The sequence below is a fragment of the Solibacillus sp. FSL H8-0538 genome (assembly GCF_038003525.1).
Taxonomy (GTDB): Bacteria; Bacillota; Bacilli; order Bacillales_A; family Planococcaceae; genus JBBOPI01.
Map to the genome: position 1 here is coordinate 3,527,819 of NZ_JBBOPI010000001.1, position 21,858 is coordinate 3,549,676.

Annotated in this window: 23 protein-coding genes and 1 riboswitch; of the genes, 5 read left to right on the top strand and 18 right to left on the bottom strand. The window is 38.6% G+C overall.

Annotated elements, in window-relative coordinates; translation table 11 throughout:
• Positions 1–30: 30 nt before the first annotated feature.
• The 4 genes from MHH87_RS16885 to MHH87_RS16900 all read right to left on the bottom strand — a co-directional run bounded on the left by MHH87_RS16885 (position 31) and on the right by MHH87_RS16900 (position 3,931).
• Positions 31–1,281 (bottom strand): MFS transporter, encoded by a 1,251-nt coding sequence (locus tag MHH87_RS16885; protein ID WP_340750465.1) that lies wholly within the window; start codon positions 1,279–1,281, stop codon positions 31–33.
• Between the two features lie 278 nt (positions 1,282–1,559).
• On the bottom strand, positions 1,560–2,231 hold the full coding sequence (locus MHH87_RS16890) for a nuclease-related domain-containing protein (RefSeq protein ID WP_340750468.1): 672 nt from the start codon (positions 2,229–2,231) through the stop codon (positions 1,560–1,562).
• Between the two features lie 433 nt (positions 2,232–2,664).
• A complete protein-coding gene (locus tag MHH87_RS16895) occupies positions 2,665–3,111 on the bottom strand; it encodes an ASCH domain-containing protein (protein WP_445683134.1) in 447 nt (148 codons plus the stop codon).
• 130 nt (positions 3,112–3,241) lie between these two features.
• On the bottom strand, positions 3,242–3,931 hold the full coding sequence (locus tag MHH87_RS16900; protein ID WP_340750473.1) for a YjjG family noncanonical pyrimidine nucleotidase: 690 nt from the start codon (positions 3,929–3,931) through the stop codon (positions 3,242–3,244).
• A 141-nt stretch (positions 3,932–4,072) separates the two neighbouring features.
• On the opposite strand from MHH87_RS16900, the gene MHH87_RS16905 reads away from it, so the two are divergent.
• Positions 4,073–4,840: a TSUP family transporter gene (locus MHH87_RS16905; RefSeq protein WP_340750475.1), complete on the top strand. Its 768-nt coding sequence runs from the start codon at positions 4,073–4,075 to the stop codon at positions 4,838–4,840.
• A gap of 282 nt (positions 4,841–5,122) precedes the next feature.
• Here MHH87_RS16905 and MHH87_RS16910 read toward each other — a convergent pair whose 3' ends face one another.
• The 6 genes from MHH87_RS16910 to MHH87_RS16935 form a co-directional block, all read right to left on the bottom strand.
• Positions 5,123–5,668, bottom strand: coding sequence for a methylated-DNA--[protein]-cysteine S-methyltransferase (locus MHH87_RS16910; protein ID WP_445683108.1), 546 nt, complete (start codon positions 5,666–5,668; stop codon positions 5,123–5,125).
• A gap of 50 nt (positions 5,669–5,718) precedes the next feature.
• Positions 5,719–6,195, bottom strand: a complete 477-nt coding sequence (locus MHH87_RS16915) for a DinB family protein (RefSeq protein ID WP_340750479.1) — start codon at positions 6,193–6,195, stop codon at positions 5,719–5,721.
• 60 nt (positions 6,196–6,255) lie between these two features.
• Positions 6,256–6,768: a DNA-deoxyinosine glycosylase gene (locus MHH87_RS16920; protein ID WP_340750481.1), complete on the bottom strand. Its 513-nt coding sequence runs from the start codon at positions 6,766–6,768 to the stop codon at positions 6,256–6,258.
• A 378-nt stretch (positions 6,769–7,146) separates the two neighbouring features.
• Entirely contained in the window at positions 7,147–7,665 is a 519-nt protein-coding gene (locus tag MHH87_RS16925; RefSeq protein ID WP_340750483.1) for a fructose-2,6-bisphosphatase, read from the bottom strand.
• A 178-nt stretch (positions 7,666–7,843) separates the two neighbouring features.
• Positions 7,844–8,332, bottom strand: a complete 489-nt coding sequence (locus MHH87_RS16930) for a GNAT family N-acetyltransferase (protein WP_340750485.1) — start codon at positions 8,330–8,332, stop codon at positions 7,844–7,846.
• Between the two features lie 67 nt (positions 8,333–8,399).
• Positions 8,400–9,197: a DUF2268 domain-containing protein gene (locus tag MHH87_RS16935; protein ID WP_340750487.1), complete on the bottom strand. Its 798-nt coding sequence runs from the start codon at positions 9,195–9,197 to the stop codon at positions 8,400–8,402.
• Between the two features lie 104 nt (positions 9,198–9,301).
• On the opposite strand from MHH87_RS16935, the gene MHH87_RS16940 reads away from it, so the two are divergent.
• On the top strand, positions 9,302–9,556 hold the full coding sequence (locus MHH87_RS16940; RefSeq protein ID WP_340750489.1) for a hypothetical protein: 255 nt from the start codon (positions 9,302–9,304) through the stop codon (positions 9,554–9,556).
• Between the two features lie 272 nt (positions 9,557–9,828).
• On the opposite strand, the gene MHH87_RS16945 is transcribed toward MHH87_RS16940, so the two are convergent.
• The gene (locus MHH87_RS16945; RefSeq protein WP_340750491.1) at positions 9,829–11,412 is read right to left on the bottom strand and encodes an amidohydrolase; all 1,584 of its coding nucleotides are present in this window, start codon (positions 11,410–11,412) and stop codon (positions 9,829–9,831) included.
• 276 nt (positions 11,413–11,688) lie between these two features.
• Positions 11,689–11,779, top strand: a riboswitch (cyclic di-GMP riboswitch).
• 27 nt (positions 11,780–11,806) lie between these two features.
• On the opposite strand from MHH87_RS16945, the gene MHH87_RS16950 reads away from it, so the two are divergent.
• Positions 11,807–12,802 carry an Ig-like domain-containing protein gene (locus MHH87_RS16950; protein WP_340750493.1) on the top strand — a complete coding sequence of 332 codons (996 nt, stop codon included), beginning with the start codon at positions 11,807–11,809 and terminating at the stop codon, positions 12,800–12,802.
• 88 nt (positions 12,803–12,890) lie between these two features.
• Here the strand turns inward: MHH87_RS16950 and MHH87_RS16955 are convergent, their stop codons facing one another.
• From MHH87_RS16955 to MHH87_RS16980, 6 genes are all read right to left on the bottom strand, one after another.
• On the bottom strand, positions 12,891–14,222 hold the full coding sequence (locus MHH87_RS16955; protein WP_340750495.1) for an amidohydrolase: 1,332 nt from the start codon (positions 14,220–14,222) through the stop codon (positions 12,891–12,893).
• The gene (locus MHH87_RS16960) at positions 14,219–15,931 is read right to left on the bottom strand and encodes an adenine deaminase C-terminal domain-containing protein (RefSeq protein WP_340750497.1); all 1,713 of its coding nucleotides are present in this window, start codon (positions 15,929–15,931) and stop codon (positions 14,219–14,221) included. The genes MHH87_RS16955 and MHH87_RS16960 overlap by 4 nt, the downstream gene beginning before the upstream one ends.
• A gap of 161 nt (positions 15,932–16,092) precedes the next feature.
• Positions 16,093–17,142, bottom strand: coding sequence for an ABC transporter substrate-binding protein (locus tag MHH87_RS16965; RefSeq protein ID WP_340750499.1), 1,050 nt, complete (start codon positions 17,140–17,142; stop codon positions 16,093–16,095).
• Between the two features lie 102 nt (positions 17,143–17,244).
• Positions 17,245–18,285 carry an ABC transporter ATP-binding protein gene (locus MHH87_RS16970; protein ID WP_340750501.1) on the bottom strand — a complete coding sequence of 347 codons (1,041 nt, stop codon included), beginning with the start codon at positions 18,283–18,285 and terminating at the stop codon, positions 17,245–17,247.
• Positions 18,286–18,325: 40 nt separating this feature from the next.
• Positions 18,326–19,105: an ABC transporter permease gene (locus tag MHH87_RS16975; RefSeq protein ID WP_340750503.1), complete on the bottom strand. Its 780-nt coding sequence runs from the start codon at positions 19,103–19,105 to the stop codon at positions 18,326–18,328.
• Positions 19,098–19,934, bottom strand: coding sequence for an ABC transporter permease (locus MHH87_RS16980; protein ID WP_340750505.1), 837 nt, complete (start codon positions 19,932–19,934; stop codon positions 19,098–19,100). Before MHH87_RS16980 ends, MHH87_RS16975 begins: the two co-directional genes overlap by 8 nt.
• A gap of 398 nt (positions 19,935–20,332) precedes the next feature.
• Between MHH87_RS16980 and MHH87_RS16985 the strand changes: the two genes are divergently transcribed.
• Together MHH87_RS16985 and MHH87_RS16990 are read left to right on the top strand one after the other, a co-directional pair.
• Positions 20,333–20,773, top strand: coding sequence for a DUF1801 domain-containing protein (locus MHH87_RS16985; protein ID WP_340750507.1), 441 nt, complete (start codon positions 20,333–20,335; stop codon positions 20,771–20,773).
• Entirely contained in the window at positions 20,770–21,147 is a 378-nt protein-coding gene (locus MHH87_RS16990) for a VOC family protein (protein WP_340750509.1), read from the top strand. Before MHH87_RS16985 ends, MHH87_RS16990 begins: the two co-directional genes overlap by 4 nt.
• A 105-nt stretch (positions 21,148–21,252) precedes the next feature.
• On the opposite strand, the gene MHH87_RS16995 is transcribed toward MHH87_RS16990, so the two are convergent.
• Positions 21,253–21,822, bottom strand: a complete 570-nt coding sequence (locus tag MHH87_RS16995) for a hypothetical protein (protein ID WP_340750511.1) — start codon at positions 21,820–21,822, stop codon at positions 21,253–21,255.
• Positions 21,823–21,858: the final 36 nt, after the last annotated feature.

Here is a 21,858-nt window from a genome sequence, read left to right on the forward strand (position 1 = left end):
AAGATGTTTTTCCTGCTTGCATATATCAATTCAAGCAATTTTAGGATCATGTTTTTTCAGTAAAATGACAAACAAGCTTGCTAGTAAGCAGAAGCCACCTGCTAAAATAAATGCCCACATATACGAACCGAATACGTTAAAAGCAACCCCACCAAAATAAGCAGCGACACCAGCGCCTACTTGATGGGCAGCAACTATCCACCCATACATCATTGCACTTTTTTCAACTCCAAACTTTTGGCGTGTTAACCCGATTGTTGGCGGGACCGTCGCAATCCAATCTAGCCCGTAAAAGATAGAGAAAATAACTAGCCATGTATAGGAACCTTGTGACAACGCAAATGGTAAGAAAACAAGTGACACACCGCGCAAAGAATAATACCAAAATAGTAGCCAGCGATTATCAAAACGATCCGAAAGCCAACCTGACAGCGTCGTACCAATTAAATCAAAAATCCCCATAAACGATAGCATGGATGCCGCCATTACTAAAGGAATACCAAAACTTACACAATAAGAAATAAAATGAGTACCAATTAGTCCACTCGTTGATAAGCCGCAAATGAAGAAGCTTCCAGCGAGTAGCCAAAATTCCTTTACACGCAAGCCTTCAAGCAGTGAGCCTATTGCCATTTTAAATGGATTTCGCCCTTTCACAGGCGGTTCCTCTACCGTCATATCTTCTTGCCCATATGGCGTTAAGCCGATATCCTTTGGGAAGCTACGCATTAATAGCGCAATAATGATAAACATAACTACACTTAATACTAAAATTAGTAGGATGGCTGCACGCCATGAATAATTTTGGATGAATATTGCTAATACCGGCAATAAAACTAATTGTCCCGTTGCTGTTGCTGCTGTCAATATGCCCACCGCGAGCCCGCGCCGTTTTGCGAACCAACGATTAGCTACCTGTGTACTTAATACCGTTAAGAATAAACCAGAGCCTATTCCGATCATGACACCCCAAATTAAAATGAGCTGCCACTCGGTTTGCATAATAAAGGTAAATGCTAGTCCTATAGCGAGCACAGCCATGGACCAAAGCATCATGCGCTTTAAACCAAAAATCTCTACAAACGCTGCCATAAATGGTCCTGAAAATCCGTATAAAAATAAACATACGGCAAATGCAAAGGAAATTGATGGCCTGCTCCAGCCAAATTCCGATTCGAATGGATCGATGAAAATACCGGATGACGAGCGTACAATACCGGCTACGATGATTGCACAAAAAGTGACGGCTAAGACTACCCAGCTATAATGGAATTTCTTCATTTCGTATCACGAACCTTCTTTTTTTCTCTATTGTACATGAGGATTTGAATTTTGATCAGAAAATCTAAACAAAAAAAGAAGCCTCAAAATAGGACTAGATGATGGCTTTTTTTATGTGGTTGAGCAAGTTATACTTTCTAAAATCCTAAAAAACCAAGTATATTCTATAGAATATACTTGGTTCCTATTAATTTCTATAAATTTGAGTTATGCCTAAGTTAATAGAACAACAACTGCTTTGCTAATCAACACATGAAAAAAGAGCAAATCATACTGTGTTAGTTCAATGAAACTGCTTTAGTTTGTTTTTTTATCAATGCATTCTTTCCTTGAACCATGCCTTCAAGCGCCTTATAAATGGACTCGATGTCGGTTTGTGATAACACCTCACCACTTAGTTGCGTTAACCACGCCTTAAGCTCTGTCGTTTTTATGACATCCGCATTTTGCGAATGAATTTCAATTTGCTGGAACGAGCAACTATCTGTAAACAATATTAATGTTTCAAATAAATCATAATTGATTTCAGGCAATGCATCCTGTAAGGCAAAAATCGAACGTCTATTTTCATGAATGGGGTTAGCAAAGGCCCGCTGTTTCTCTCGGTGGAATAATTGCACCCACTCTTCGTCCTGCTCACGTCCAGAAATCCAACCAGACATATGTTTCAAGTCAATTATGTAAATACCTGACTCGTGCAATAACACCGCATCAACATGGCGTGTACCTGATGCACTTGGAACGAGTAAATCAAGCAATATTTTGTGAGAACCTTCGACATGATTCAGCACCGTCAATAGTTTTTTTGAAGCAAGCGCCTTTTTATTCGTCCATAAATCAAAATAGGAATAGCCTGTAATTTTACTGAAAATAGTATCATCATGCTTATATAACGAAAAGGCAAAATAACCAAAAAGGGAGATGATAACGAAAATTAGCCAAAATGTCATTCTGTCCACTCCTTACATACGTATCTGTTTATTCCCTATTTTAACAAAGTTCGCAAAACTTGACTATGCACCCATTGGCTACATTATATGTGTCATTTCACATGAGGGTTTTCCGACATTGCGCAAATAGTCACTATGTACCGTTACCATTTCATCACGAAAAGGAAATGGTTGAGTGACCAAATGTAACGTAAAATAATGTTATAAGCAATAATTTGTACCCTGCCTACACGAGCTTAGTATAGAAACTTATAACACCATCCACATAAAACGAGAAAAAAATCACGATGAGTAACACAAAAATAACTGATACACTTTTTCCCGCTTCTCCAGCGTTTCACGTTCAAGTAAAACGCTTAGTGCGATCTCGAGAAGAACTTTACCTAGTCCCCAAAGAAATAACAGTTCGCACGATACGAGTGGGCTAGTTTATTTACAATGCAGGATACAGTACTTCAAAACGCTCACAAACGAGCAGTAAATTTTCAGTAAAGGGAAGATCCAATTCAGCAAGGGCTGCCGTGAAGAAATTCACATGACCATTCCACCATTCATGGTATTCGCCTTCACCCTCCGCCAGTGCAAAATCAATGGGCACTTCTTTCATCGGAGAAAGCATCACACCCACATTTTTTATAATGGCAACCGGCTCATCACTTGCATTTAGTACAATATTATACTGACCTACTTGGGGAAGTGGTTCATTTTCTAACTCATAAAATAGATGGCCCGAGCATGTCGCCGTTTTCTTTCCTTCGACCACTAATTGTGCGAGCCAGTCAGCATCTGAACCGAATTGAAATGCTTCTGGTAGAGGTGGGACCGGCTTTTGTAATTGTTGCCAGTAGTTGTCCCAAAATTGTTGTATTGTCATGGTTATCCTCGTTTCGTTTGTTAAATGCATATTCCATTCATCATAGCATTGAAATTGCAGAAAAAATCGAAATATTGTATATTTTATCGAATTTCCCGGGAAATTAACGAAGAAAAAGTGCGCATTAGCTACGCACTTAACATTGTAAAATTGATTGCAATTCCGCTAAACACTTGATTTCATATGTAGGCGTAACGGCTGTGGTATTTTGCTTTCCGGATGGATTTAACCAGCATGTATCAATGCCTGCCCCTGCTCCACCGACAATATCTGCACTTATAGAATCACCAATAATTAGTGTTTTTGATGCATCAAAATTAGAAATACGCTCAAATACATAATCAAAAAATGGTTTCATTGGTTTTTGATAACCGGTATCCTCTGACACGAATATTTGTTTAAAATACGGCGCTAACCCTGTATATTGAATGCGTGCATTTTGCGTTTCCGAAATACCATTCGATGTTATATATAAGTCATAATGCTTTGATAATCGTTGAATTATTTCAAATGCCCCTTCAACAAACACTTTGCTCTCTGCTAAAAAACGACGGTACTGTGCATCAAGCTCTTTGCCGTTTACTTCAATTCCGAACTCTCTAAACGTCTTCGCAAAACGTGTTGCCATTAACTCCTCACGCGTTACCGTACCTTCTTCAAGCGCATGCCATAAGCCACTATTAATTTCTTTATACCTTGCCTCTACTTCTGGTGTTAAAGGAAATCCTTGCGATTCAAATAACTTCGGTAATGCGATATGTTCTGCCGCGCCAAAATCTAACAATGTATCATCTAGGTCAAATAATAGATATCGATAGCTTTTCATTTTGAATTCTCCATTCTTTTATACATTCACTTTCTTACGGTAACACAAAAATCCAGAGTGTATGTACAATTTCATTTAATCTCTTTACAACAAAACCCTTTTCCGATAGGATTTCTTTTAGATAGAAAGAAGGTTAGTAGGATGCTATTTGATTTAGACCCACAGCTCGTTGTAATTTTAATATGCTTTGGCTTTTTAGCTGCCTTTATTGATTCCGTTGTTGGCGGAGGTGGACTCATTTCTCTCCCTGCGTTAATGTTCACAGGTCTTAGTCCGTCTGCAGCAGTTGCGACGAACAAGCTTGCTGGAACAATGGGCTCGCTCACAAGCACAATCACGTTTTATCGTTCAGGCAAAATCGATTTAAAATCGGTGCTGAAATTTTTCCCATTCGTATTTTTTGGCTCCATGATAGGGGCTTGGATTGTCCATTTAATGAATCCCGAGCTACTTAAGCCCTTGATGCTTATCATGTTGGCAGCAGTAGCGATTTATACAATTTTTAAAAAAGACTGGGGTAGCCTTTCCGCTGTTAAAAAGCTTTCAAAAGGAAAGTTTGCATTATTTTTAATCGTCATTACTTTAATCGGTACTTATGATGGCTTTTTAGGACCTGGGACAGGCTCGTTTTTAATCTTCGCTTTTTTAATTGTTGGCTACGATTTTTTAAAGGCTGCAGGCAATGCCAAGTTTTTAAACTTTGGGAGTAATATCGGCGCTCTGCTCATGTTCATGTGTCTTGGCCAAATTAATTATGCATACGGTCTCATTATGGGTGTAGCACAAATTCTTGGCGCTATATGCGGCTCAAAATATGCGATCAAGCGTGGCAGTGGCTATGTACGTGTGTTGTTTATTACAGTAACTGTACTGTTGCTTGCGAAAAACGCGTATGATTATTTCTTGTAAGTACAGCCTATGTTGAATTCCATTGTTGTTTTTTGTAGGGACCATTTATCGTTCCTCCGCACATCATTTCTTCCTATTTTGTGCGAGCTGTTTCTTTTTAACGTGATATGCCTCAATCGTACAAATTGGTATACAACTTATTTGAAATTAAGCGACATTGGCACTTATTTGTGAATAAGTTGTATCTCCAATTCGTCTTTTTATGTTTTTAACAAAAAAAAACTGTTTGTTATAAAACCTAATTAAACTAGGAGGTGCTACATCTGTAGTGCCCCCTAGTTTTTATTTTTTATTTACGAATTCAAGCTCAAGCAACTTTTCTTTCATTTCCAGCCCTCCGCGGAAACCAGTTAGTGTCCCATTTTTTCCAATGACGCGGTGGCAAGGAATTACGACCATAACTGGATTAGCTCCAATAGCCGTTCCAACTGCACGTACAGCTTTTGGATTACCAATTATTTGTGCAATGGCGGAGTACGTTGTCGTTTCACCGAACGGAATGTCCTGCAACGCGTGCCAAATTCCCTTCTGAAAATCGGTTCCTTCATAATGTATCGAAAAATCTAACACTTTGCGCTCACCGTTAAAATATTGTTTAAACTGTTCAACATATAGCGCAAGCTTTTCAGCATTTTCCACAAGTTCGCTCCCTTTAAAGCGTTTTGCTGCCCATGCTTCAAGCTCCTCCACATCACGATTTTGTGAGCCAGTATAGCAAAGTCCCCCGTCTGTAGCTGCTAACAGAAAGCGCCATGGTCCATCTTCAAAATACGTCCAGTATATTGTTGGTTGCAAATTTTTTCCCCCTTGATAATTATTTTTCTTCATTAAATATTGTTATATAAAAAACTCCGAACACTTGTGTCCGGAGCTCGAACTTATTTGTTTTGCATTTCCTTTGTTGGCCCCATAATCGGCGGGACCGTTAAACCTGCTTGACGTAGTAAAACAGTCATTTGACCGCGGTGATGTGTTTGGTGGTCGATGAACGCGCGCAGTAATTTTCCACGCGAAGTTGGCCCACCAAAACCAGCCACTTCTTCTAATAACATCTCATCTGTTAATGTTGAAGCTTCCTTGTTATAGGCCGCGATGACCATTTCATACGCTTCAACGATTTCTGTCATATCTGTTGGCATTGCCATATCAGATCCTGGTGCTGGAATTTGTAAGCCCGCGAAATGACCAAATGCTCCCCCTGCACCAACTAAGTGCCAAGCTAACCACCCTAAAGAATTGTGATCATCAACAATGGCGAAATCTATTTTTTCATTCGTAATAGCTTTTATTACATTTAATGTGCCGGCTGATGATACTTGCCAATCTTCTAGAAAATCTTCTACTGTACGATACATTTGCACTCACTCCTAATCCTCTATTTCTGTTTTATCATAACCAAAAACCAGGCTGTCTGGCTATAAATAACGTTTGATGATTTGCCAATCCGCAACCTTTTCTTCGAAAGACTTTATATTTTTCCCAGGTATTGGACTTGTTGAGGGCATTTTTTCGTACTGACGGTTTTGCAAAATATCAAAGCCAACTCGTTTTTTAAACACATCAAATGCTTTACCCCCATTGAATAATATGAGCTCAATTTGTGGGAACTCTTCAAACAGTTTGCCAAAAGCATTCGGAATTTCATTACGAATATTCGAATCAAGACTCCCTTTGCGCTCGCATGATTGAATAACATCCCAAAGCCCGATATGGTACGCGCGCAAAAGTTGAATGCGCTGTTCGTAATTAGTCGGGATGTCCGTTTTAAGAATTTCTCCCATGATCGGCCAAAAATGATTACGTGCATTGCCGTAATACTGCTGTTTTTCCAGCGATTGCTGACCAGGCATTGAGCCAACAATTAACACGCATGTATCCGCTCCGACAATCGGTGGAAGAATATTGGTAATCGGTTTTTGTGGTTGCATGGAATCACCCTTTCTTAAAGAGTAGTATACAGGAAGTTGCGTTTTATTCGGCTGTTGGAGGAGTTTCTTTCGGGATTTGAAGCTGTTGTTCGAAACTTTATGGCATGTATTCAGAACCTAACTTTTCAAGAAAACTAGACTTGAAGAGATCGTTAAAAGTGGTTGTTGCTGTTTCGATTTTATTTACCCCTCAGCTATACACACGGCTTAAATGTTATTAATCACCACTATGTAAATGGATTGCTAAAACATTTAATTAGAAAGACACAACTTCCCCAAAATAGGGCGAATTGATGTCCTTATTTTTACGGATTGGAAAGTTATTCTTTCTAATCCGCATAAAAAAAACGCTTAGGAGATTTCCTAAGCGTTCACGTATTATTTCGGTTTAGCAGCGTTATTGTCATCACGTGTATAAGGCTTTCCAACCATTAAATGATCTAAAATTTCTTCGTAAGAGCCATTATGAATAAACGTCACGTCATTTAGTTCCGTGAAATTGGCGAAATACGATTGAATCAACGTCCCTGCAAACATAGCGCCCCCAGCTGAGCCCTGCACATTATAAATATTGTCATCGAGATTTAGTACAAGCGACGTGTTATTATTTTCAAACGTATAATCAAGTAAGCCGACATTAAATTCCGCTGTTTGCTCAAAAATAAAACGCACCAACTCCGTTTCCTCGCCTGTATAAATAACGTCATACGGCTCTACATATTCTGCATTAGCGTCCGATTTAAATAGCGTTAATGGAATCTGTTGTTCTGTATTCGAAGTAGATTCTTCTTGTGATGCATTCCCCTGCTCTGTCGAAACATTCGGATCGACTTCTTCACCTTGCCCACAGCCTACCAACAGTACTGCGAGTAGTGCACTAAAAATTAATTTCTTCATGTTACATAGCTCCCTTCAATTGCCACTATATCCTTAGTATAACGAAAAATTATCAGTTGTCTTGTACCGAATTATCCGGGACAAATTACTCGGCTAGCCTAAATTCGTGTTTGGGGTTGCTGTACGAGCTGTGTCACAAGTTAATTTTCACTTTTGACACAGCTACTATTGCTACTATTTACTTCAGAGATTTGCTCATATTCATCCAAACTTCCCCGCCGTGCTTAGAAGAGGATAAACCCTTATTCACGTATCCTAGGTTCTCATAAAACGACACTAAGTTTTCTAAGCATGTAAGCGTATCGGTTTCACGTTGATGCTTTGTCGCCTGTTCCTCCAGCTTCTGCAATAATCGTTTCGCAATGCCGCGCTTTTGTGCTGATGGTGCAACCGCTAATCCTAAAATCGTTTGATGTCCACCAAGAGCAGGGTTTTCTTGAATGTCTGCAAATAATTCATCGGTAATAAATTCTGTATGGACGACCGGTCCGTTCACTAGCCCAATCAGCGCTCCATCTTCCTGCGCTACAAAAAAGCTATCCGCAATCTTTTCAATTCGCTTCTCAAATGCTTCGCGTGTTGCCGCCTCTATTGGTGTAAAACACATATTCTCAATTGCAACAAGCTGGTCTAAATCTAGCTTTTCCACATGCCGAATAATCATCATTATTTCCCTCCGCTATTCCGTCCTAGAAAAAATAATAGCAGTGTTGGACAGGAGAAAGAAAGGTTTTTTAAATAGATTGTTGAAAACTAGTACATGCTAAGATATCCTCTGCCGGCATTGTCAGCAATATACTTTGCTCTTTAACGCAACAGTTTTCTTGAAAAGACTGTACCATTCTGTAGCCCGCGCAGTAGCCAATCCATAGTGGTAACCCTGCCCGTTCGTCTCCATATAAAAACGGCCGGTGATTGTTCAAGCCTTTAAGTTTTAACGCTGGCAGAAAATGAGACTGCCAAATTTCTTTTACCTTATCAACCGAGTAACGCTTCGTCCAAGGACTTAACCGCTGCTCACCATACAATGCCTCCACTGCATATTCTGCAAGGCCTTCCACCATTAGTGAATCCAATAATGTTATTTCAGAGGTCAATGTATTGAGATAATGAAGCCTACACACATGATGGTATTCATGTGCAAACAACGCCTTTAGCTCTCCTTCATCTAATCGTATAGAAACAAATAAAAAGATGGCATCCTTATAAGCGATACCGTTTTTAGGTATCTCCCCATTGGTAATCGGGAAAATATAAATGGGCACATTTGGACCATTCCAGTCAGTTTTTAGACGTGCAAATTCATTTTCTACAATTCCCCAAACATTTTGTCTTACTAGTTGTTTCACGTTTTTTTGTAAATAAGTGACTTCATGTCTATTAAATAAGCCGTTTTTTATCAACTCATAATGGATTGCCTCTATTGGTACACTAGTGAATAACCCAATAAGTGGCTCACATAAAACTTCAATTAAGTTATCTTGCTGCTCATTAATTTGATACAACCATCTATCTGTTCGCACAACGCCCATTCTCTCATCCTTTTTAATAGTATATGCTTTGGACGATTCGCTCGTGTGTGCTCATTAGTTCTACATATATTAGGACACAGTCTAAATAGATAGGGGGAATAACGATGAATCAATCTGATGCATATAATTTATGCTGTAAATATCAAGGACGCAAAGTAATTATTACAGATAATCGGGGACGCCGGCATATAGGACGCATTACAAAAGTAGATAACCGAAAAGTGTGGATCATGCCGGATGATGTTGGGAGTTACGGCATTGGCTTTTGGGGCTATGGAAGACCAGGTATCGGATTTGGCTACGGCATCGCGCTCGGTGTGATAACAGGCATTGTACTATCTTCATTATTTTTATTTTAGGACACCTGTAATTAGATGGGACTGCCTATGCAGTCCCTTTTCGTTTCTACTATTAAAAATTCTAATACATATAAGCTAACTAGAGAAAGGTCATTGGTGCTCTGGCCTTCGCTTTTCCGCGGGCGGTGGCGAGACTCCCCAAGCAGAGGTGAGGTACCCATTTTTCTCATGTATCAAAAACAGGTAAAAAAAACGAATTGTTTTTCTCCACCTGTTTTAATTTAGGGACTTTTTAGACAGCCCCTTCGTTTTCTATAATAGGAAAATCTGAATTATTTATTTCTCTCGAATACTATACGTCCTGCAACGACCGTTTTCACAGCTTTCGCTCCAAGCATTTCTTCTGACGTGCCCGCAAATAAATCACGGTCAAAAATCGAGAAATCTGCTACGTATCCTGGTTTAATCAATCCGCGTTCATGTTCTTTGCAAATCGCCTGTGCACTGCCAATTGTGTACATTTGTATCGCTTCAAAGCGTGATACCTTCTGTGCTGGCAAATATCCGTCATGTGCTTCAGAAGGTTTTTTACGTTCAACAGCTGCATAAATAGTAGCAACCGGATTAATATCCTCTATTGGTGCATCTGTTCCTGCTGCGCACATAATCCCACGATCGATTAATGTTTTCCAAGGGTATGCGAACTCGAGACGGTCCTCTCCTAGACGATCAATTACCCAAGGGAAATCTGACGGCACAAAGGCAGGCTGTAGGTCTACTACAACAGGTAATTTACTTATGCGCTCCACCAATTCTTCATTCAGCACAGAGCAATGAATTAAACGATCTCGCTTTCCATTTGGTACAGGATATTTTTCAATAACTTTCAGTACTTGCTCTGCGCCTGCATCACCAATCATATGTACTGCAATCGCCTCATTGTAGCTACGCGCAAGCTTCACCAATTCCTCTAATTGTTGATCTGTTTGAATGAATAATCCATTATTACTCGGCTGATCTGCGTATGGTTTTAATAGTGCAGCAGTTGAACCACCGAGCGCCCCGTCTGCAAAGATTTTCATCGCTCCTAGTTCAACAAATGGGCCGTCAAACTGCACATTTTCTTCCATCATCTCTTTAAACACAACATTATGACGTAGCAAGTTCACGCGAAAGTTACGTTTCTCCCCAACGACGCGATGATACGCCGTTAGCGGATTCATAAAGTTCCCGAAATAATGCATTTCTTCTGTATGTCCGCCAGTTAACCCATGTGACAGCATATCACCCACTGCTAGATTGAGCGCATCTGTTAGAGACTGAATATACGCTTCGCCTTCTTTTGGAATAGCATCCGTTACTAAGTTTGACGCCAATTCATAGAGTAATCCATTTAGCTGACCATCTGCAGTACGACCAATTTCACCGCCTGCTGGAGACGTACTTTCTTCCGTAATACCTCCCGCTTTAAGAGCTGCTGAATTTCCTAATATGACGTGATGGCAAACTCTCGTTAATAGAATCGGTTCTTTACGAATTGCATCAATCTCATCTTTTGTTGGAATTCGTTTGTCTTCAAAATTATTTTCATTCCAGCCCTCACCAAATAACCACTGATCAGCAGGAGTTGTCTTCGCTGCTTCTCTTACCATTTCTAGCATTTCTTCAGTTGACTTGGCTTTTGTTAAATCCAATCGAAGTAACTTTTCTCCTTGAAAAATCATATGAAGATGGCTATCTACAAAGCCTGGATACATGATCGCACCTTGCAAATCAATCTCCTCATCTGCTTGTGCACGAAGCGCATCTAGCGTGCCTGTTGCGAGAATTTTATCATGCTCAACAAGGACCGCTTCTACCGTTTCATTTTCTTGTTCCATTGTGTAAATCGTCCCACCGTACCAAAGTTGTTTCATAAAAAAACCCTCTCTTTCATTAGTAAATGGCATCCCAATAGTCCAATGCCCAATTAATACACTTATTTTACCATAGAGAAATCAAAATTTTCTTATTAATAAGCCACTACTAAATCGTCTAGTAATGCACGTTCTACTTAAATGAACTAAAAAAATAGTTCAAATAATACTATGCTTCGCTCTGCCTAACATGTTCTCGTCCACCTTTTGTATTAAACATTATGAGACTATTTAACCGTTTTTATTAAATGCATATATATATCTGCTTTAGAACCGATATTAGCATCGTAAAGTCAGAGAAATTTGATGTCACAAAGCTATAGGGGCTAAGGAGGTTACTATCACTCTATGCCAGCCAGCTGCCATTACCTAAAAAGAGACGGAGGAATAGGGAATGTTAAAAAAAATAATAACCGTTGTTGCTACGGTACTTGCAACAGGATTGATTTTATCGGGGCCAAGTGCTTATGCTGCACCAAAAGCAAATGTGTTAGCAGTACAAAAGCAAGAAACGAAACACCAGAAAGAGCAGGTCAAAAAAGAGGAAATACAGAAGAAAAATCAGGTTAAAAAAGAAGAAAAACTTAAAAAAGCTCAAATACAACAGCTTAAATCTATCGATAAGAAATTAGACAAAATCGAGGATAAATTAAGTAATTATCAAGACAAACTTTCAGATAAAGAAGAAGAGTTAACCGAGAACATCAATGAGCTGGACAAAAATCAATCAGATGACGTCCAACAAGTTGAACTGATTGAAAATGAATCAGGTGACATCCAACAAGATGAGCTGGATGATGAAGAGTTAGATGAAGAAGCACTGACAGACGAAGAGATTGAGGAACAAATAAAGGAAGTAGAAGATAAATTAAAAGAACACCAAGGTTATATTGGAAAATTCAATTCATTACAAAATCAATTAAATGCTGTTACAAAGCAATTAGATGTACTTTCTTCCAAAGGATTCGATCGCACAATTTTGGCAGAACGATATGACCGTATAGCCTCGCTAAGTCAAGAGCTTGCTGAAGTATTAGCACATATTAAAGATGTACAAGACCAAGTAAAAGAAGCGATTAAAAAGGATACTACTGTTGAAGAAATACCACCCGTAACTACGATACCGCCTACGAAAGAATGGAAAATTAAATTTAACAAAAAACTAGATAAAAATACTTTATCTAATCTAGATATTATTGTAATGGATTCTGAGAAAAATATTATAGAAACAACGTTCAGTTATTCAGATAAAACGGAAACTGTAACAATTACATCGCTTCAACACTATACAGCAGGTGAAACATACACTCTTTATATAGGTAAACAAATTGCAGCTAACAATGGATTAACTTTAAAAAATTCATATAAAATGAATTTTTCTATTAAGTAAAGGTTACTAAAAATACATAAACCGAGAGTCTTATTTTTCGACTCTCGGTTTTCTTATCGTACTAATTTCTTAGCCCCGAATGTAAATTCTATTTTCCCTCCATTGCCTCCAACGCTTTGCTTTTAAATCCACATTGTTCCATCGCTTCAGCAAGCTCTGCTCTTAATTGTGTTACATTAAAATTTACTAATTCCTTATTAGTCACAACCTGTTTTCCAGCAATAAATACGTCGCTTACATTACTAGCATTAGCTGAGTACACTAAAGCTGAATACGCATCAAAAATAGGAAACATATTGACCGAGTCAGTTTCTACTAATATGAAGTCTGCTTGTTTTCCTACCTCAATCGAACCAATATGCTCCTGCATTCCTAACACTTTTGCTCCCTCAATGGTTGCTAACTTTACAATTTCTTCGGCCGGAAACGCACTACGATCCTGCAAATATGTTTTATGGAAATTCGCAAACAAACGCATTTGGCTAAATAAATCGAGCGTATTACCACTACTTGGGCCATCTGTTCCGAGTCCAACTGTTACACCTGCAGCGAGTAAATCGCGCACACGTGCTACCCCTTTCGCAGATTTAGTATTGGCACCAATGCAATGAGCTACCTTCACATCGTATTTCTTTAATAACTCGATATCATGGTCTGACAAATGAATACAATGCGCGGCGACTAGTCTTGAGCTCAATACCCCAATCTTCTCTAAAAACTCAATTGGCGTTTGATTGTGTTGATCGCGATACTTCGCCATTTCAAAGTCCATCTCACTAACATGCATCATCCAAGGCACCTTGTACTTTAAAGATAATTTATCGACCTGTTGTAGCACTTCAATAGTGTTGGAGTATGGGGCGTGAGGGGCGACTGATGCTTGAACCATCGAATGTCCTTGCCATTTCGGCAGAAAACGTTCAGCGTATTGTAAGCCACCCATTGGCTCAGCCACATCCACTGTTACCGAATCAATAACTGTTTCTGCTAAAAGTGCACGGCTATGCATTTCCTCTGCTGCTTCTGCCAATTGTTGTTCAAAATAATACATATCAAAGAACGCAGTCACTCCCGCAAGTTGCATTTCGGCAATGGCATATTTCCCACTCGTGTAGGCAAGTTGTTCATTCATACACTCATTTTCTAATGGGAATAAGAAACGGCGTAAACGGTCTGGATAGTCGTCTCCTAAAGACCGAAATGGAATCATGCCAATATGGGTATGTGTATTAACCATGCCAGGTAATAAAATTGCACGTTTCGCATCCATGCACTTGTCATACTTCACATCCTGTGGCAATGAATCCATCGCGCCAACTTCTAAAATCTTCGTATCTTCAACTACTAAATAGCCATGTTCAAATTGCTCCATTTGATCATTCATCGTTAAAATCCAAGCGTTTTTAATGAGTATTTTCAATTTTCCTCACCCTCAACTAATGGAATCATCTTTTGAGAACGCACATTCATCATACCTTTGTCCGTAATTTTGATAACAGGTGAAACCGGTAAAGATAAAGTAGAAAAAGACATGATTTCATTGCTGTTGCGATAGCCTAACGCATTCATCGCTTGGCGTACTTCCTTCAACCCCGCACCAAGCTCTTGAATGGATGCATCACTAATAATGCCACCCACCGGTAATGGACAAGTTGCTTGTACCTGGCCACCTTGTGCAACGGCATAGCCACCTTGAATGTCTAGTATGTGGTTTTGAGAAATTATCATATCTGCCGCGCACGTTCCCATTACCATTAAATTGTGATGATCATGCGCCCAAGTTGTCGCTATAGCCCCTTTTTCACGTAATGCATTTTCGACGAAGCCGTATGCGATGTTGCCAGTTTTCCCGTATCGCTCCATCACGACAATTAAAGATAATCCACTGTTCTCCCAATCTAAATAGCCATCTACTACTTCAACCTCTCGCTGCACATGTTCTGTAAATGTACCTACTTCGGCAATTTGTATTACGTTCACTAACGCCTTTCCAGAAGCAGTTACCTTAATACACAAATCTTCCGCTGTTAATGGACGACATTGTATGGATTGATAGAAATGCTCTGGAAAATTAGGTTTTTCTGCAGGATAACGGAAGTCCTCTCCTTTTTCATGCACCAATTGGCCATTTTTATAAACCGCCGCAATGTCCAACTTTTCAACATCATCTAGCAACAGAAAATCTGCTTTAAAGCCCGTCACAATCGCACCACGATCTTGGAATCCCATACGTCGAGCAGGCGTGTAGGTAGTACAGTAAATTGCTTGTTCTGCTGGCATGCCACATGCGATCGCCAAGCGTACATTGGCGTCCAAATGCCCTTCTAGAAAGTCGTCGGCCATTACATCATCCGTGATAATAGCTACATAGTCATAGAAATTATTTTCAACGACAACACGCATATTTTCCGACGTTATCGATTTCTTTTGAAACTCTAAAAACATCCCGCTTGAGATTTTCTCATAAATTGATTCGGGTGATTGATGGGTATGATCTGCCGTTAATCCTGCATATAAAAATTTTGCCAATTCTAATCCAGAAACGCGCGGAATGTGGCCTTCTAAAGGCATAAATGGCTTGTTCATTTGAACCTCACGTAAAATTTGGCGAATTAAAGAATCTGGTTCATTGACAATACCATTAAAGTTCATCGCTTCTCCTAAAGCAATTACTTTCGGATGTTTTAACAGCTGTTTCACTTCTTCAACACCAATATAGCCGCCTGTTGTTTCTAATTCTGGCGTCGTCGAAGGAACAGAGGAAGGAATCGCATAGAAAATATCCATCACACTCGGTTGGTCAAAGAATGCCTCTAGCCCTTCCATACCAAACACATTTGCAATCTCATGCGCATCCGCTACTATCGTAGTCACACCATATGTTAGTGCTGTCTCAGAAAAAATAGACGGGGATGTCATCGAGCTTTCAATATGCATATGAATATCCATCAACCCTGGCACCATATATTTTCCTTCTGCATCTACAACTTCAGCAGCCACCAAATTTTCAAACTCGTCAGTTGTAATATAGTAAAATTTATCCCCAATTATTGATACATTTTTCTTTTCAAACTTTTTTGTAAACGTATTGAAAACTTGAGCATTTAAAATAGCTAAATCAATATTCATTTCATATTCCCTCCATGTTACAAAGATTAGAAAGACACAACTCGCCCAAAATAGGGTGAGTTGATGTCCTTACTTAGGTGGATGGGAAAGTTATCCTTTCTTATCCACTGAAAAAGAAAAAAGGCCAAGAATAATCCTTAGCCTTCCTCCTTACTAACCCTTTATTTGTTCAGTATTCTGTTCCATTGACTAATCCAAGATTCAAGATTTTCATTAACGAATGTTGGATTAACTAAGTTTGTGCGTTTTGCAACTTCACCGTACGTTTTATTTTTAGCTGTTTCTTCATCTAATACAACTTCTTTATTCGTTGGAGCTTCGTTTAAAGAAACAGAAGTTTTTTCTTGTATTTCTTGGCTTAATCTCCAGTCGATATACTTATAAGCTAAATCTTTATTTTTAGAGTTAGCATTGATATTGATTGTGTTGAAGTTTGCATATGTGCCTGATTGTGGAACAACATAAGCAACATCTGCATTAGCTTGCGTAATAATTGGAACAGCAAAGTCACCAACCACAGCAGCTACGATTTCACCTGACTGGAACATGTTTGCTAAGTCTGAAGATTTACTATACGTTTTGACAACGTTTGGAGATAAGTCAGTAATTCCTTTGAAAGCTGCTTCCCCTTTATCCGTTGTAATGTCAACATTTTGGTTGCTACTTGCTACATACAGCATTGCTGGACCAAATGTTGATGTAATGTCTGGAATTGAAATTTTACCTTTTAATTTAGGATCCCAAAGGTCATTCCACTCTTTAATTTCCATACCGGCTGCCTCTTTATTGTAAACAATTCCAATACTGTTCAATGTGTATGCTGGGCCAGAACCATCTGCAGCTAATTCTTTTGCGCTATCGATTAAGTTCTCCATATTCGGCACTTTTGAGCCATCAATTTTTTCAAATATCCCTTCCGCTACGCCAGATGCCGCATTTGCTTGAGATAATTCAATTACGTCAACCGTTGAGTTCGGGTTACTTTGCAATTTTGTATAACGTTCCGAGCTTGTACCAGTTTCTAACACAATGTCTACATTGTATTTTTCTTCAAATGGTTTGAAAACATCTTCCTGCATTTTGTCTTCTTCTAAACCAAACGTTGAGATAACCAATGTTTGTTGCTCGTCTTTTGTAGATTTTCCACCACATGCGCCTAAAACACTAGCCGTTACTAAAGTTAAAGCCACTAAACCTAATTTTTTCTTCATATTTTTCTCTCCTTTTAATTACGCGTGAACGTATTTTCCCTACCAACATTTACTTCTAACTTACCCATCACATTAACTATTGTGTACCCATTTGAACTCTTATTAAACGATGATCAGTTTGTGAGCTGGAATCGATAATGCCACGTTGTCTCCCACTTGATAGATGACATGATCAGGTTCATTGACAAGTAATGTACCAATCGAAGTTTCTATTTCATATTGATACGATTTCCCTAAGAACGTACGAACTTTTATTGTGCCAGATACGACATTATTCGTTTTCACTTCAGTACTAGCTACAATATCAATGTCATCCGGACGAATCGTTCCGGTCTTTCTTTCAGCATCCCATGCGCGCGTACTTTGGAAAACCGTTCCATCAGCGGTTTTGTATTTCCCATCTTCTACTTTCGTTAAATCAAAGAAATTTTCAAAGCCGATAAAGCGCGCGACAAACTCAGTTTTTGGATTTTTATAAATCGCTTCTGGTGTGTCGAACTGTTCGATAACCCCTTTATTCATGACCGCTACCTTGTCAGAAATCGAGAAACATTCCTCTTGATCGTGCGTTACAAACACAGAGGTAATCCCTAATTGACTTTGGATCCGTTTAATTTCGATACGCATAGCTACGCGCAATTTCGCATCTAAGTTACTTAACGGTTCATCTAATAACAATAATTTTGGTTCAATGACTAAGGCACGTGCTAAAGCAACACGTTGTCTTTGTCCACCAGAAAGCTGTTTCGGATAACGATTAGCAAGCTCTTCTAAGCCTGTAATAGCTAATATATCATTTACCTTCTTATCAATGGCTGCCTTATCTTCTTTGCGTAATTTCAAGCCAAACGCAACGTTTTCCTTAATTGTTAAATGAGGAAACAGTGCATAGCTTTGGAATACCATCCCAAATTTACGCTTATGAACAGGCACCTTTGTTAAGTTTTGATTGTCCACTAAAAATTGCCCATCATTCGGTTCGATTAAGCCAGCAATAACACGTAAAGTTGTTGTTTTCCCGCACCCAGATGGCCCTAATAAGGAAACTAATTCCCCTTTTTCAATGGATAAGTTCAAATCTTTTAATATATCCGTTTTGTCATCATAACTTACTCGAATATCTTTTAATTCAACATAGGACATTTATTATTCTTCCTCCTTCGCACATACATCTTGCCTGTTCCTATGAAATACTTGCTAACCCTAACGTCTTTTCAATAATAAACATTAGAACAATCGTACCTAGCATTAAAATCACTGATAATGCAGAAACAGATGGATCATAATTGTATTCAATATAATTCATTAAGCTCGTTGGGAGCATCGTCACACCTGGTCCAGATAAAAATTGCGACACAGGAATATTGTTGAAGGAATTAATGAATGCCAACATGAAAGAAGCAAAAATTCCTGAAGTAATATTCGGTAAAACGATTTTGCTAAACGTTTGTAATTTTGTGCAACCTAATGTCCACGACACTTCTTCAATGGAAAAATCTAATTGCTCGATAGTCGAGCCAACTACCCGAATCACATAAGGTAAACATACAAGGAAATGCCCTAGTAGCAGTCCTTGTATAATCGGAAATTGAAATTGAATAACAACAAATTGATACAATGAATAACCAACTACTAAACCTGGTACGATTGTTGGTGATAGGAAAAAGCTTTTGATCCAATTACGTCCGAATACATTATGGCGTGCTAAAGAGTAAGCTGCCGGAACACCTACAAGCAAAGCCAGAACCGTAGCAAAAAGCGCGATCTTTAAACTAAGGGCAAAGCTGTTCATAAATGATTCATTTTTAAATACTTTGCTATACCAATCAAGCGTGAAGCCTTCAATCGGAAATTGAATTGTTGAGCTAGTTCCAAAAGAGGTCACCACAATAATAATTAGTGGTATAAACAAAAATGCAAACACTAAACAAGCAAAGATCCTTAACCCCACATTTTTACGCACGTGCTTCACCTCTCTTATCTAAACGATTCGCAATCCAGTTAAATAACTTCATTACGACTACAGTTGTCACTATCATGATTAACGCGATTACACTTGCACCTTGCCAATTACCTAACGCCGTCGCATTTTGATATAAGAAAGTGGCTAACATCATGTTTCGGTTCCCACCTAATAATTGCGGAGTTGTATACGCAGTCAAGGTACCTGTGAATACTAAAATACTGCCCACAATAATTCCTGGAACACTTAAAGGTAAGATTACCTTCGCAAAAGCAACTACGCGATTGGCACCTAACGTTTCAGCCGCTTCCATAATTTCCGAATCAATATTTTCTAAAATCCCTACTAACGTAATAACCATTAAAGGTAGGAATAGATACACGGAGCCAATCGTAATGGCAAACTCCGTATAAAGTAATGTAAGCGGTTCGGAAATTAAGCCGATTTTCATTAACCCATTATTAACAATGCCGTCTTGTCCTAAAAGCGTAATCCATGCAAAACTCCGTACAACGGAATTTGTTAACAACGGAAATAGAGTTAACGACATTAACAAGCTACGCCATTTTTTCGGACTTTGCGAAATGTAATAAGCAGTTGGAACGCCGAATATTACACAAATTGCCGTCACAATGAGTGAAATTTTTAGTGTTCGCCAAAAAATACTGAAATTATATTCATCCTTTAAAAACGAAGTATAGTTTGAAAAGGTGAATCCTCCATCAAAGAACGTTGGAAAAATGATGGATACTAGAGGTAACACCAAAAATAAAATCAAAAGAATCAATCCTGGAGCCAGTATGATATAGGGGATTCTTCTATGCGTCATGTCGATCCTCACTTTCCTTTTTTAAAGGGATTATTTATTGATGAGAAATACCATATAGTATACGGTTTTATCTTTTCACACCATACAATGCATTATAATTAATTCGACACGGTTCGACAACATAAAAACGAATATTTTTTTGATATAATTAATAAATATTCGTCATTTCAGCAAGACCACTGCAAAGATAGTATTTTTTCTTCTCTTTTACTACCAATTCGTCATATTTTAGATAATTCCAATAAAACAATAAAATTAGTACCTTAATTACAACCGGCTTCTACTGAATCAGGAATGAGAGGATTGGTGAAAAAGAGTGAGCAGATGCGGGATATAATATTAGGGGTTATTTGGATAATATGAGACTATATTTGTAAACGAAGAAAGGAGCAGATTTTATGGACATGCAGCATTACGTTGATTCGATGGATGATAAATGGAAGGACGCCTATGCGCAATTAGTAGAACTATTAGACAATACGTTGCCAATAGGATTTGAGAAATGTTTTCTGTACAATATGATTAGCTATGTTGTGCCACTTGCTACATATCCAAGCGGCTATCATGTGACGCCTAATACACCACTCCCGTTTATTAGTATTGGTGTACAAAAAAAGCATATTGCCATTTATCATATGGGCATCTATGCAAACAAGGAATTATTGAATTGGTTTACCGAAAACTATCAGCAGCAAGTCCCGACAAAATTAAATATGGGGAAAAGTTGTATTCGCTTTACAAATCCTCACAAGATTCCATTTTCTCTTTTGCAGGAGCTTTTTGAAAAAATAACACCTGAGCAGTGGATTACTGCCTATGAAAAGGAGCGAAATCGATGAAATCTGTTCGAACGTTTTTAATGTTTCAAGGAAATGCAGATCAAGCAATTCAGCAATATGAGGCATGGTTCCCCGCGTGCATCGTAGTTCATAAAGCGTACCAAGAGGATAATAAACTTATAGCGATGGCCGTACTAAATATTAACGGCTATGAAATCTTAATTAATGATAGTTCTATCCAACACGGTTTTACATTTACCCCGTCTACATCTCTGTTTATCGAGTGTGATTCAGAAGAAGAAATTCAAGATTTAACCGAAAAATTAACACAAGACGGTGAAATATTAATGCCACTTGACCATTACGGCTTTTCGAAAAAATTTGCATGGATTCAGGATCGCTTCGGCGTGTCGTGGCAGTTAAACTTAGCATAGTGGATACAAGTTTTTCCGTTTAATGGGGACACCTAGAAAAAGACCTAACATCTTAATAGATATTAGGTCCCCTTTTAAATTCCGTATGTACAGTTGTTCCTCTTACTATTGAAGATAACTTTGGATTTCTTGTATGATCTCCGCAATGTCACGGTTTGTCGTTGAAATGCGGATAAATTCACTTTCAAGCGCATTAAACTCTTCTAAAAATCGTTGGCGAAGCTGGTCATCATCTAACTGATTGTCTAAAAAACCTCTACCTCTTTCATCCAATCTCAGCTGACGCTCATTTTCATCCACATCTAAATAGAAAATATAATCCGGCTTACGAATCGAATATAGCTCTGTCTCATGCTCATACGCTGCATTTACACCTTTTGCTCGATGCGAAACGACTGTATCAATAAAATAGCGAACACAATAAATATTGTCGTCATTTTGGCTCATCTTTTCATTAATAAGCTCCGTTAAATATACATTCGATGCTAAATAATATAAATAATGAGCGGTTGGCGAAACATGATAAACCTTTTCATCTATCTCATTTCGGTTCACCGAAAAAGGAACCGGTGGCGATTTTAATAATGAAGAACCTTTATCTTCTAAATGTAGCTGTTCCGCAACCGTACTTGTTCCACTACCATCTAAACCTGTCAAAATAACTAACTTACCCAAACCGAGTCACCTCTCCTTTTTAAAATCTACCAAAAT